Here is a 12,662-nt window from a genome sequence, read left to right as displayed (position 1 = left end):
ACATGCGCATTCTCAAGGTGATTTCCCTGCTGCTCGACTACCCCGACGAGGCGTTGGTCCAGGGCTACGAAGAACTGGCAACGGCCATCGATGCCGCCCGCGAGATCAGCCCGGCACAGCGCGCCGCGCTGCGCTGCCTGCTCGACGAACTGGCCGGCGACGACACCATGGAAGTGCAGGCGCGCTACGACGGCTTGTTCGAGCGTGGCCGCGCCGTGTCGCTGCTGCTGTTCGAGCACGTGCACGGCGAGTCGCGCGATCGTGGCCAGGCCATGGTCGACCTGATGGCCCAATACGAAGAAGCCGGCTTCGCCATCGGTGTCCGCGAACTGCCCGACTACATCCCGCTGTACCTGGAATACCTCGCCACCCGCGACGACCTCAGCGCCCGCGAAGGCCTGGCTGACGTGGCCCACCTGCTGGCGCTGCTGGCCGCACGCCTGGAGGAACGCGACAGCCGTTACGCCGCCTGCCTGCGGGCGCTGTTGCAGATTGCCGGGGTGAACCCGCAGGCGGTGATGGAAGCTGCCCGCGAGCGGGTGGCGGAAGAGCCGCGCGACGATTCGCTGGAGGCCATGGACAAGGTCTGGGAAGAGGAGGCCGTGGACTTCCTCAAGGCCGAGCAGCAAGAGCGCTGCCCGAGCCAGCCACGGGCGCCGGGCAAGGCGCGTGAAGAGGTACCGGTGCCGCTGCACTGGGTCGATTTCCAGCAAGGCGGGCCGAACGCTGCGGCCCGGGAGGTACACAATGTCTAACGTCAATCTGCTGGTGTTCGGGGTCTACCCTTACATTGCCCTGGCCGTCTGCCTGATCGGCAGCTGGGCGCGTTTCGACCTGTCGCAATACAGCTGGAAGGCCGGCTCCAGCCAGCTGTTCAGCCAGACCCCGGCCGACCAGCGCTACATGCGCGTGGCCAGCAACCTGTTCCATGTCGGCGTGCTGTTCATCCTCGCCGGCCACTTCGTCGGCCTGCTGACGCCAGAGGCGGTGTATCACCGCTTCATCGGCACCGCCGACAAGCAGCTGCTGGCGATGGTTTCGGGCGGCTTCTTCGGCATCCTGTGCTTCTTCGGCCTGATCATGCTGCTGCACCGCCGAGTGTTCAACCCACGGGTGCGGGCCAGTTCGAGCTTCTCCGACATCATGATCCTGGTAGTGCTGCTGGCGCAGCTGTCGCTCGGCTTGATGACCATCGTCGCCTCCACCCAGCACCTGGATGGCGCGGTGATGGTGATGCTGGCCGACTGGGCGCAATACACCGTGACCCTGCAGCCGCAACTGGCGGCACAGGCAATCGCCCCGGTGGGCCTGGTGTACAAGCTGCATGTGGCGCTGGGCCTGACCCTGTTCGTGCTGTTCCCGTTCACCCGCCTGGTGCACTTCGTCAGTGCCCCGGTGTGGTACCTGGGCCGGCGCTACCAGATCGTGCGGCAGAAAGGCTGAGGAGGGGCGATGACCATGCAAGCTTCAGCACTGATTGCCAGCAGCGAACAACAGTGGCCGCGGATTACCGTGAACGGCGTGGCCATTGCCGGCGACGCCATTGCCCGGGAGTTGCAGTATCACCCGGCAGAAGATCGCCAAGAGGCGATCTACCTCGCCAGCCAGGCGCTGGTGGTGCGCGAGCTGCTGTTGCAGCGCATCGCCGAACTGGGTCTGCAGGCCGAGTGCACCGATGGCGAGAGCGAGGAAGAGGCCCTGACACGCCTGCTGATCGAACGGGAGCTGCCGCTGCCAGGCGCCGACGACGCGGTGTGCCGGCACTACTTCGACAGCAACCGTGAACGCTATGCCAGCGCCCCGCTGCTGGCCGTGCGGCACATCCTGCTGGCCTGCGCGCCGGAGGATGCCGAGGGCCGCAGCCAGGCCAGGGAGCAGGGCGCGGCGCTGCTCGCCCAGCTGGCCGAGGATGGTTCGCGCTTTGCCGAGCTGGCCCTGGCCCACTCCGGTTGCCCATCCAGGGAGCAGGGCGGGGCGCTGGGCCAGATCAGCCAGGGGCAGACCGTGCCGGAGTTCGAGCGGCAGTTGCTGCGCTTGCCTTTGGGCTTGGCCATGCAGCCACTGGAGAGCCGGTATGGGGTGCACCTGGTGTGGGTAGACCAGCGCATCGAAGGGCGCGCGCTGCCATTCGAGGTGGTGCACGAAGCGATTCGTGCCGAGCTGGACCAGCGGGTGTGGCAGGTGGCGGTGGGGCAGTATCTGGGGAACCTGATAGGCCAGGCCGACATCCGCGGGATCCTCCTCGATGGCGCCTCAGGCCCGTTGGTTCAGTAACCGCTTCAAGGGCCTCTTCGCGGGTAAACCCGCTCCCACAGGTACGGCGTCAAATTCAGGGGCTGTGGTATCCCTGTGGGAGCGGGTTTACCCGCGAATGGCCCGAAAGGAGTACCCACATGACCACCCAACTGCTCGACGGCTGCGGCCGCAAGATCGACTACCTGCGCATCTCGGTCACCGACCGCTGCGACTTCCGCTGCATCTACTGCATGGCCGAAACCATGCAGTTCCTGCCCCGCCAGCAAGTGCTGACCCTGGAGGAAATCGAACGCACCGCGCGCCTGTTCGTCAGCCAGGGCGTGCGCAAGGTCCGCCTCACCGGTGGCGAACCGCTGATACGGCCCGGTATCGTCGGCCTGTGCCAGCGCATCGCCGCCATGCCCGGCCTGCGCGAGCTGGTCATGACCACCAACGGCTCGCAACTGCCCAAGCTCGCCCAGCCGCTGGCCGACGCCGGCGTAAAACGCCTCAACATCAGCCTCGACACCCTCGACCCGCAGCGTTTTCGCAGCATCACCCGCAGCGGTGAACTCGGCCGCGTGCTGCGCGGTATCGACGCCGCCCGCAAGGCCGGTTTCGCCGCCATCAAGCTCAACACCGTGGCCCTGCACGGGCGCAACGCCGACGAAGTCCCGGCCCTGGTCGACTTCGCCATCGCCCACGGCCTGGACATCAGCTTCATCGAAGAAATGCCGCTGGGCGACGTCGGCCGCTCGCGCCCGGAAAGCTACTGCTCCAGTGCCTGGGTGCGCGAACGCATTGCCGAACGCCACACCTTGATCGACAGTGCCGAACAAAGCGGCGGCCCGGCCCGTTACGTGCGGGTCAGCGGCCACCCCGACACCCGCATCGGCTTCATCTCGCCGATCAGCCAGCACTTTTGCGACACCTGCAACCGCGTGCGCCTGACCGCCGAAGGGCGCTTGCTGCTGTGCCTGGGCCACGAGCACTCGCTGGACCTGCGCGGCCTGCTGCGGCGCCACCCCGGTGCCGACGCCCCGGTGCTCGACGCCATCCACCAGGCCCTGCAACGCAAGCCGGCCCGCCACGTGTTCGACCGGGACGACGTGCAGGTGCTGCGCTTCATGAATGCCAGCGGCGGCTGAAACACTTGATGCAGGTCATTTTTAAAACCAGAACACAACATATAGTGTTTTAGTGCTTTTCGATGACTAGATGCTGTGTTCTGGAGGTTTGATGAACAGCGAGCAAGAGGCGCCGCGCGGGCGGCGGTCTGTCGATGTGGCGGCGGCCATGAACGAGTACCTGTCACGCCAGGACTGGCGCGTGCAGGCCAACGCCAACCAGGGCTATTCGCTGGGCGGCCTGGTGCTCAACGTAGCCGGCAAGGTCACCGCCAACTACTGGCTCGACGAAATCTACCGCGCCGACATCGGCGCAGCGCACCGCGAAGGTGACCTGCACCTACACGACCTCGACATGCTTGCCGGTTACTGCGCCGGCTGGTCGCTGCGCAGCTTGTTGCACGAAGGTTTCAACGGCGTGCCCGGGCGGGTCGAAGCCGGCCCGCCCAAGCACCTGACCAGCGCCCTCGGGCAGATGGTCAACTTCCTCGGCACCCTGCAGAACGAATGGGCTGGCGCCCAGGCCTTCAGCTCGTTCGACACCTACCTCGCGCCCTTCGTGCGCAACGACCGGCTGGCTTATCCACAGGTGCGCCAGGCGCTGCAGGAGTTCATCTACAACCTCAACGTGCCTTCGCGCTGGGGCAGCCAGACCCCGTTCACCAACCTTACCTTCGACTGGGTCTGCCCCGCCGACCTGCGCGAGCAGATCCCGGTCATCGCCGGCGAGGAAATGCCCTTCGCCTACGGCGACCTGCAAGCCGAGATGGACCTGCTGAACCGAGCCTACATCGAAGTGATGATGGCAGGCGACGCCAAGGGCCGGGTGTTCACCTTCCCGATCCCGACCTACAACATCACCCACGACTTCCCCTGGGACAGCGACAACGCCCGGCGCCTGTTCGAAATGACCGCCCGCTACGGCCTGCCGTATTTCCAGAACTTCCTCAATTCCGACATGCAGCCCAACCAGGTGCGCTCCATGTGCTGCCGCCTGCAACTGGACGTGCGCGAACTGCTCAAGCGCGGCAACGGCCTGTTCGGTTCCGCCGAGCAGACCGGCTCGCTCGGCGTGGTAACGCTGAACTGCGCCCGCCTCGGCTACCTGTACCCAGGCGACTCGGCCAGCCTGTACGCCCGCCTGGACACCCTGCTGGAGCTGGCGTTCGAAAGCCTGGAGCGCAAGCGCGAAGTGATCCAGCGCTACATGGACAGCGGCCTGTTCCCCTACACCCGGCGCTACCTGGGCACCCTGCGCAATCACTTCTCCACCATCGGCGTGAACGGCCTGCACGAGATGCTGCGCAACTACACCGGCGACCGCGACGGCCTGCACACCGAGGCCGGCCGCGCCTTCGCGCTGGCCCTGCTCGACCACGTACGCGCCCGCCTGGTGGCCTTTCAGGAGCGCAGCGGCCACCTCTACAACCTCGAAGCCACGCCCGCCGAAGGCACCACCTACCGCTTTGCCCGCGAAGACCGCAAACGCTTCGCGGGCATTCTCCAGGCTGGCACGCCCGAGGCGCCGTACTACACCAACTCCTCGCAGCTGCCGGTCGGCCTTACCGACGACCCGTTCGAAGCGCTGGAGCTGCAGGATGCCCTGCAATGCAAATACACCGGCGGCACAGTGCTGCACCTGTACATGGCCGAGCGCATCTCCTCTGCCCAGGCCTGCAAGCAACTGGTGCGCACCGCCCTCAGCCGCTTCCGGCTGCCCTACCTGACCGTGACACCCACCTTTTCGATCTGCCCGGTGCACGGCTACCTGGCGGGCGAACACGAGTTCTGCCCGCGTTGTGATGAAGCGCTGTTGAACGCTGAAAAGGAGCGAGAGCATGAATGCAAACCAGCCACTGCCTGAAGAAAAACGCCAGCGCTGCGAGGTGTGGACCCGCGTGATGGGTTACCACCGCCCCGTGGCCGCCTTCAACCCCGGCAAACAGTCCGAACACCACGAACGCCGGCACTTCCGCGAGCAACGCTGACGGATCAAGCCTGACTGCTCCCACAGACCAGCTACATCCTCGAGTTCTATGCAATACCTGTGGGAGCCCGGCTTGCCGGCGATGAGGCCAGCCCAGGCAACCAAGACTTCTCCTTACCCAGGAGCAACCATGCCAACCCCAAATCCCAACTGCCAGGCCAGCGCCCTGCGCATCGGCGGCCTGCAACCCCTGACCACTCTCGACTACCCCGACCACCTCGCCTGCGTGGTGTTCTGCCAAGGCTGCGCCTGGCAATGCCGCTACTGCCACAACCCCGAACTGATCCCCCGCACCCCCGACCCCGGCCTGCCCTGGCGCGATGTCCTCGACCTGCTCGACCGCCGCCAGGGCCTGCTGCAGGCCGTGGTTTTCAGCGGCGGCGAAGCCACCCTGCAACCCGCCCTGCCTGCTGCCATGCGCGCCGTGCGCGAACGCGGCTTCAAGGTAGGGCTGCACACCGCCGGCATTCGCCCCGGCTCGCTGAACCGGGTGTTGCCGTATTGCGACTGGGTGGGGATGGACGTGAAGGCGCTGGAAGAAGACTGCCAACTGATCACCGGCGTGCGCGGCAGCGGCCGGGCGAACTGGGCGAGCCTGGAATTGTTGCTGGCCAGTGGGGTGGACCATGAGTGCCGTACCACGGTGCATTGGGGGTTGTTCGATTGCCAGCAGGTGCAGCGGTTGGGGGAGCGCTTGGCAGGGGCTGGGGTGCGCAGGTTCGTGGTGCAACTGGCGCGGGCGGGGAGGATGCTGGATGCGAGGTTGGGCGAGGTGGGGAGGCCGGCTGAGGTGGAGGGGGTTTGGCGATATTTGGGGCAGTTGTTCGAGGGGTTTGAGGTGAGGGAGGTGGCCTGACGGCGACATTCCATATCCAGATATCTGGTTGACAGATATCTGGATATGGAATATTTTTTGTGCCAAGTAGGGACGCCGGAACAAGAAAATGCGGGTAATCACACGAGCGGCGGTAACCAAGGCCATTGAAACCCATGCCCAATGGAAGGCCCCCTTGAGCTTGTGGCTAACGACGTTTGACAGGGTCGGTTTGCGCTTCGAGTCCTTTGAGCAGGTCCGGCAGACGTGGCTAACCGTGTCGGGGTGGAACGTCGATCGGGTTCCACACTCGAAACTGAGGCCTGCAAGCAAAAAGGGACCGCTTGATATCTATGTCTTCGATATCAAGAAAAATGAATGCAGGATCATTTCCTGGGTCAACGGTGCATCGGGCATCATTTATATAAAAGCCGTACTGTCACACGCTGATTACGACAAATGGTGCAAACATGATGTCAAGTAGATCCACGCTGCAACTGCAACTAACAAATTGATAGGTGACAAAATGAAGCGTGACAAGATCAAGGCCACTGGGCTGGACTCCTTCATCGCTAATATTTCACCCCTGCTGGATGGGTTGAACGCGCAGGCCACGACACTGGCTCAGCTGTTGGCTGCTTGTCACGATCCCATTCAGGATGATGCTGATCTGCAGGCTCGGATGATGTTGATTGACGAGCTTTACTCCCACGCTGACAGCGAAGAACATGCTGCCGCTCGCTTCGCCGTGATGGTATCGGACCGGGTTTATGAGTATGAGCGTGAAACCGTATTGGTCCCTTTCGCTACGCAGTCAGAGGCACTGCAATTTCTGATGACGGACAGGGGCGTGAAGCAAAAAGATCTGGTAGCGATAGCGAACCAGAGCGCGGTTTCGGAGATATTGAATAATAAGCGGAAAATGACAGTTGCGCAGATAAAGGGGTTCGCTGAGTTTTTTAACGTACCGGTTGAATTCTTCATGCATGGGGTGGCGTGAATTTGGCCAATCAGACCTTCCTGTTGAAGGAGGGGATGAATGGTATCGATGGGACCTTGCAAATTTTCGAACGCGATCGGTATGCGATGGCCGCCGAGGATCGTTGAAAATAAACCCTCAGAGATAGTTGCTCCTACGCCGACCGCGTTGACCTCATGCCTTGAGCTATTCCTATAGGCTTTAGCCGCGAAAACCAGTGCAGCCGGTGCCATCTACCGCGTCGCCTGCTTCGCGGGTGAACCCGCTCCCACAGGTACTGCGATGGCTTTGGGTTAACGCTGTACCTGTGGGAGCCTGGCTTGCCAGCGATGAGGTCAGTACAGGCAACACAAGACCGTTGTTCCCACACCGACCATGTCAGCCTGGGCCAAGGATATGTGCTTTAGCGACCTTGAAAACAAAAAAGGCCCACCTTTCGGTGAGCCTTTTTGATACTGCGAATGGTGCGGCACCAGGAGTCGAATAATAGCGTAACCAATTGATTTATATGATAACTATCAATTACAAAAACAAATTCTATCTCTTAAAGTATCTCTAGGCGAAGATCACGTTGCTACGACGATCACCCCACTGCATCATCGACAAGCAGCCGATGTGGCTGCAGGGGAAGACGCTCAGGGGAGCACAACATGCGATTGGAAGCAGTCTCCATCACCAACTTCCGCTGCTACAGGGAAGAGGTTCGAATCGAATTTGACGATTTGACGACTTTTGTAGGCCGAAACGATATCGGCAAATCGACCATATTGGAGGCTTTGGAAATCTTCTTTAACGGGGATCTTGTATCCATGGAACAAGCGGATGCCAACGTTCACAACGCCGACAAAACTGTCTCAATTACCTGCGAGTTTTCGGAGCTACCCCCAACGCTGACCCTGGATGCGGGAGCTGAGACCACATTAGCCGACGAATACCTGCTGACCAAGGATGGGAGTCTGAAAATCCGAAAGACCTTCGATTGCACAAACAAAAAGCCAACCGCAGAAGTTTTAGTAATCGCGAACCATCCCACTGCTTCTTCCTGCAGCAATCTCCTGGAGTTGAAAGAGAAAGAGCTACAGAAAAAAGTTAAGGACCTTGGACTAGAAGTCGCTCTGAAAGGAAATCCTGGGATGCGGCGCGCCATTTGGGCTGCATCCGGCGACCTCCAGCTTCGGGAGATCGCTATTCCGGTGGGCAAGCTCAAGGATGATGTTAAGCGGATCTGGGATCAAATCGAGCCACACCTGCCCATGTTTGCGCTGTTCCAAAGCGATCGAAGCAGCCGGGATTCCGACAACGAGGTCCAGAGTCCCATGAAAGCGGCTGTAGCAGCAGCAATCGCGGAGGTTCAAGAGGACATTGCGCGCATTCAAGCTAAGGTGCGGGAGAAGGCGGAGGAGATAGCGCGAAACACGCACGCCGCGCTGGCCACGATTGATCCGAACCTTGCCAGTGAACTGACGCCCGAGTTCAGCCCCCCTTCTGCCGCCAAATGGCAGGGTCTGTTTTCGCTTAGCTTGAGCACCGATGACGGCATCCCATTGAATAAACGGGGTAGCGGCGTACGACGACTGGTATTGGTGAGTTTCTTCAAAGCTGAGGCAGAGCGCCGCCTCCAAACCAGTGCCAAGCGCAGCATGATCTATGCCGTAGAAGAACCGGAGACAGCACAGCACCCGAATAATCAGCGTATTCTTATCGACTCATTCAAGGCATTGTCAGAAGATTCGGGCTGCCAAGTACTTCTGACGACTCACAGCCCCGGCTTCGCCTCCTCTCTGCCCCAAGAGAGCATCCGCTATGTATCACGCCATTCCGAGACTAAGAAGCCCCAAATTCAATCAGGGGTCGACGCGTTTGGCCAAGTAGCTGAAGCGCTCGGTGTAACACCAGACAGCCGTGTTCAAGTATTGTTGTGTGTCGAGGGGCCGACCGATGTCTTAGCGTTAAAGGCTCTGTCCAATGCCTTATACCAATCTGACGCAACATTACCCAACCTTGCATCTGATGATCGCCTAGCATTTGTCGTCCTAGGCGGCGGCACACTTGAACATTGGGTAAACCAGCACTACTTACGCGGCCTCAACAAACAAGAGGTGCACATCTACGACGGAGATGTTCCTGAATATGCTGAGTCTGCCCGAAAGGTGAACGAGCGTGGAAATGGCTCTTGGGCAGTTGTCACCACCAAACATGAGATCGAAAGCTACCTTCATAAGGATGCTATCTCAATGGCATTCGGTTTCCAAATCGAGATTACCGACCACCCGTTCGAAGGCAAAGCAACCCCCAAAGTATTCGGGGAAGCATTCGTAGCGCATTCTGGCAGTGGAAAACCTCTTAAAGACTCCAATGCGAAAAGAAAGCTCGCTCAACAAGCCTTCCCTTGTATGACAGCTGCGATGCTGGATGAGCGAGATCCAGATGGCGAAGTTCGAGGCTGGCTCCGCCGTTTGGGCAGCATGCTGACTTAGCCTTCGTTGAAAGGTTGCCATCCACGACGAAATGCTATCAGAGCCCGGAGACAGATATCGGCCAACAGCTGATTTCTGTTAAAGACAGCCACCGGACCTAGAGATTTTCCTCACTAGGCTCGGTGGATCTTTCAAGTAGACATATTAACCCCTCACCATATTTTTCATAAGAGTAGGGACTTGCATATCTTGTCCCTCACGCCCCTTGTGACGTTGATGTAGAAAACGATAAATTTATCACCTTCACCATTTCCTTAATTACGAGTTACCTGCGAGAAAACAAACCCACACACATTGAGCCCAAGGAAATAGAAAAAACGAGAAACTCTATCAAATAGCCTGCACTTCAGAAATCGCAACCAAATAAATTAAGATTTCCCGAAGCTGAAGCAGCAAAGGCATTTGCAACGACAGAACAATCAGCCCCAGACAAAACCTTGCAGATTTGATAAAGAAACTAGTCTAGGCTAGAATGATGGCACTTGGCCCCACGCACGAAAAATTTGAAATTTACGAACGCAGGAAGTCAGCCGTGTCTAAAGGAAAGAAAATCTCCATCGCAAACGACAAGTTAGACGCACTTGATGAAGTCATTAAGTGCCACAACTCTCGCGACATAAACGAAGCTGAGACACGACATAAAATCATAGATTTTATTATTCACGACTTCCTAAGCTGGCCAAAAAACAGGGTTTCAGTCGAAGAGTATATTGCTCCAGGATATGCTGACTACGTTCTAAAGAAAAACAACGGTGACGATCTACTATTCATCGAAGCTAAGCGAGCAGGTATTTTCTTCGAATTACCAATTGCAAGTTCTCCTGTAGAGAAATGCTCTTACATATCGATTAGAAAGCTCATTTCCGATGCAACCGTAAAATCAGCGATGGAACAAGTACGAACATACTGCTTCGATACCGGATGTGAGTACGCTTGTATTACCAATGGGATGGAATGGATATTCTTCAAAACCTTTGAAAAAGGCAAGCGTTGGGAGACTCTTCAAGCCTTCGTGGTCCGTTCTCTAGACTTTTTTAAACTCGAATACACCAAGGCAATCAATTCCCTCTCATACACAGCAATCGTTGACAACTCATCACTTCCCATATTACTAAGTAGCGCACAACCCAAAGATAGAACAATTTTCTTTCCGAAAGAAAAAATTCCATCCTATTCCCACACCATCACAGCAAACAGGCTTGCCTCAAAACTTCGTCCGATCGTCAATAGGTACTTCGGGGTCATAAAAGACTCAGACACTGAGTTCATGGAAAGATGCTACGTCTCCCAGCGAGAATACCAAGGCACCTCTGATGGAATGCGATCTTTAATTCAAGATTCTTTATCCCCATACTTTCAGTCTTACGGAGTGCAGCAGCTTGAAGATACGGGAAAAGGTGGACGACTGGGAGGTCGTCTAACAAAAAACATAAAAGAAAATAGAAGGGGAGAAGTGCTAGTTTTATTTGGAGGCAAGGGAGCAGGCAAGTCCACCTTTATCAAAAGATTGCTGCACCATCACGCACCAAAGTGGCTTCGAGACCATTCAGCGATTGCTATTATTGACTTACTTAAAGTCCCAGAAGACATTGAAATCATACGCAAAACCATTTGGAGCAATCTGGTTGCACAGCTCGACCTAGATGACCTTTTAAACGCACAAAGAGAAACTTTAATCTCCGAACTATTTGCAGATAGGTTTGAGGTCGCCAAAAGACAGGACCTAGCCGGCCTACAGCCAGAATCTGAAAACTACAACATAAAGCTCAACTCTTTGGTGGCTGGCTGGAAAATTGACTTAGCGTATTGCGCCGAGCGGCTTGTAGAGAGACTAGCCGCCCAGGAGCGAGGCGCTATTATTGTAATTGATAACACCGACCAGTACTCCACAACTGTACAAGACTTCTGCTTTTCTTCTGCCCAAGAAATATCAGATCGCCTTAAAAGTGTCACCCTCATTTCAATGCGTGAAGAAAGGTTCTATGACTCAAAGATACATGGTGTGCTAGACGCCTTTCAGAACTCCGGTTTTCATATCAGCTCACCCAAACCTGCAGAAGTTTTCAAGAAACGTCTAGACTACACCGTGTCAATACTCTTAGACGAAAACAAGATTTCTAAAGAGAGCCTCGGAGATTACGACACAGGCTTTACAACAGACAGTTCACGGTATCTAAAAATATTGAGCCGTGAATTCGCAAACTATCAATCACCATTAAACCAATTCTTAAGCGCTTGTGCTCATGGAGACATACGCTTGTCCTTAGACCTATTTAGGAGCTTTCTTCTCTCTGGCTATACTAACGTAGAGGAAATGATCTCCAATGGAACATGGACATTTAAAATACACCAAGTAATAAAACCAGTAATGATCCCCAACCGATATTTCTACGACGAATCGGTTAGTGACATCCCCAACATCTACCAAATAAGATCTTCAAGACACGGCTCACATTTTACCGCACTTAGAATCTTGAGAAAAATCTCGAAGGGCGTAGATCCTTCAGCACCTCAGTACACAAATGTTGCAGAGCTTAGAGCTTACTTTGCTGAAGTCTTCAGCATGACCGATGACCTCGAACAAAATTTAGATGTGTTACTGAAACACGGCTTCATTGAGTCAAATAATCGCCTCGACTCCTATTCCGAATCCGTAGATGGAATAAAAATAACCAGCTACGGCCTGTACATGCTTAACGACTTAGCATATTACTTCACATACCTAGATCTAATCTGTACCGACTGCGGGATATTTAACGAAACTACAAGTAACTACCTAATAGAAGCCGCAAAGACAGAATATAATTATTTCATAAAGGGCAACAGGCTCGAACGAGTAAAAGTTAGACTTGAGCGAGTAAAAGAATTTCTGGATTACATAAGATCCGAGGAGCTTAGAGAAAAAGAGCTTTACTCTTTGGGTATGCCAGATGAAGATATGTTCACATCTAAAGCCATGCAAAGCTTCAGCGATGAAAGTACGAAAGTTATGCGAAGCGCAAGACGTCAAAAATTCTGAGCTAAAAAATGCTGCCGCTCCCAA

At 56.5% G+C, this 12,662-nt stretch carries 10 protein-coding genes and 1 pseudogene; all 11 read left to right on the top strand.

The annotated features are described in order from the left end of the window. The first annotated feature begins 2 nt into the window (after nucleotides 1-2). Nucleotides 3-755, top strand: a complete 753-nt coding sequence (gene narJ, locus C6A77_RS09475; protein WP_114169226.1) for a nitrate reductase molybdenum cofactor assembly chaperone — start codon at nucleotides 3-5, stop codon at nucleotides 753-755. Beyond that, entirely contained in the window at nucleotides 748-1,443 is a 696-nt protein-coding gene (gene narI, locus C6A77_RS09470) for a respiratory nitrate reductase subunit gamma (RefSeq protein WP_114169225.1), read from the top strand. Before narJ ends, narI begins: the two co-directional genes overlap by 8 nt. Nucleotides 1,444-1,458: 15 nt before the next feature. Then, nucleotides 1,459-2,274 (top strand): peptidylprolyl isomerase, encoded by an 816-nt coding sequence (locus tag C6A77_RS09465; protein WP_241507404.1) that lies wholly within the window; start codon nucleotides 1,459-1,461, stop codon nucleotides 2,272-2,274. Nucleotides 2,275-2,393: 119 nt separating this feature from the next. Continuing rightward, complete coding sequence (gene moaA / locus C6A77_RS09460) at nucleotides 2,394-3,383, top strand: GTP 3',8-cyclase MoaA (RefSeq protein ID WP_114169223.1); 990 nt, start codon at nucleotides 2,394-2,396, stop codon at nucleotides 3,381-3,383. Nucleotides 3,384-3,513: 130 nt separating this feature from the next. Further along, a pseudogene (locus C6A77_RS09455) lies at nucleotides 3,514-5,226 on the top strand (ribonucleoside triphosphate reductase); the annotation flags it as partial. Then, nucleotides 5,201-5,350: an anaerobic ribonucleoside-triphosphate reductase gene (nrdD, locus tag C6A77_RS26110; RefSeq protein ID WP_114169222.1), complete on the top strand. Its 150-nt coding sequence runs from the start codon at nucleotides 5,201-5,203 to the stop codon at nucleotides 5,348-5,350. The pseudogene C6A77_RS09455 and the gene nrdD, both read left to right, overlap by 26 nt. A 129-nt stretch (nucleotides 5,351-5,479) precedes the next feature. Continuing rightward, a complete protein-coding gene (locus tag C6A77_RS09445; protein WP_114169221.1) occupies nucleotides 5,480-6,205 on the top strand; it encodes an anaerobic ribonucleoside-triphosphate reductase activating protein in 726 nt (241 codons plus the stop codon). An 88-nt stretch (nucleotides 6,206-6,293) separates the two neighbouring features. Continuing rightward, entirely contained in the window at nucleotides 6,294-6,647 is a 354-nt protein-coding gene (locus C6A77_RS26105; protein ID WP_114169220.1) for a type II toxin-antitoxin system HigB family toxin, read from the top strand. Between the two features lie 42 nt (nucleotides 6,648-6,689). Then, a complete protein-coding gene (locus C6A77_RS09435) occupies nucleotides 6,690-7,163 on the top strand; it encodes a transcriptional regulator (RefSeq protein ID WP_114169219.1) in 474 nt (157 codons plus the stop codon). A 629-nt stretch (nucleotides 7,164-7,792) separates the two neighbouring features. Then, nucleotides 7,793-9,619: an ATP-binding protein gene (locus tag C6A77_RS09425; protein ID WP_114169218.1), complete on the top strand. Its 1,827-nt coding sequence runs from the start codon at nucleotides 7,793-7,795 to the stop codon at nucleotides 9,617-9,619. 532 nt (nucleotides 9,620-10,151) lie between these two features. Beyond that, nucleotides 10,152-12,638 carry a hypothetical protein gene (locus C6A77_RS25290; RefSeq protein ID WP_133295871.1) on the top strand — a complete coding sequence of 829 codons (2,487 nt, stop codon included), beginning with the start codon at nucleotides 10,152-10,154 and terminating at the stop codon, nucleotides 12,636-12,638. The last annotated feature ends 24 nt before the right edge of the window (nucleotides 12,639-12,662 follow it).

It is taken from the genome of Pseudomonas sp. AFG_SD02_1510_Pfu_092 (assembly GCF_003331055.1).
In the GTDB taxonomy this organism is placed as follows: domain Bacteria; phylum Pseudomonadota; class Gammaproteobacteria; order Pseudomonadales; family Pseudomonadaceae; genus Aquipseudomonas.
The sequence above is the reverse complement of the archived record's forward strand: the minus strand, read 5'-3'. Positions and strand labels throughout refer to the sequence as shown.

What these genes read in the sequence shown, in the direction of transcription:
- narJ (WP_114169226.1), top strand. Translation starts at nt 3, where the DNA reads ATGCGCATTCTCAAGGTGATTTCCCTGCTGCTCGACTACCCCGACGAG.
- narI (WP_114169225.1), top strand. Translation starts at nt 748, where the DNA reads ATGTCTAACGTCAATCTGCTGGTGTTCGGGGTCTACCCTTACATTGCC.
- C6A77_RS09465 (WP_241507404.1), top strand. Translation starts at nt 1,459, where the DNA reads ATGCAAGCTTCAGCACTGATTGCCAGCAGCGAACAACAGTGGCCGCGG.
- moaA (WP_114169223.1), top strand. Translation starts at nt 2,394, where the DNA reads ATGACCACCCAACTGCTCGACGGCTGCGGCCGCAAGATCGACTACCTG.
- nrdD (WP_114169222.1), top strand. Translation starts at nt 5,201, where the DNA reads ATGAATGCAAACCAGCCACTGCCTGAAGAAAAACGCCAGCGCTGCGAG.
- C6A77_RS09445 (WP_114169221.1), top strand. Translation starts at nt 5,480, where the DNA reads ATGCCAACCCCAAATCCCAACTGCCAGGCCAGCGCCCTGCGCATCGGC.
- C6A77_RS26105 (WP_114169220.1), top strand. Translation starts at nt 6,294, where the DNA reads ATGCGGGTAATCACACGAGCGGCGGTAACCAAGGCCATTGAAACCCAT.
- C6A77_RS09435 (WP_114169219.1), top strand. Translation starts at nt 6,690, where the DNA reads ATGAAGCGTGACAAGATCAAGGCCACTGGGCTGGACTCCTTCATCGCT.
- C6A77_RS09425 (WP_114169218.1), top strand. Translation starts at nt 7,793, where the DNA reads ATGCGATTGGAAGCAGTCTCCATCACCAACTTCCGCTGCTACAGGGAA.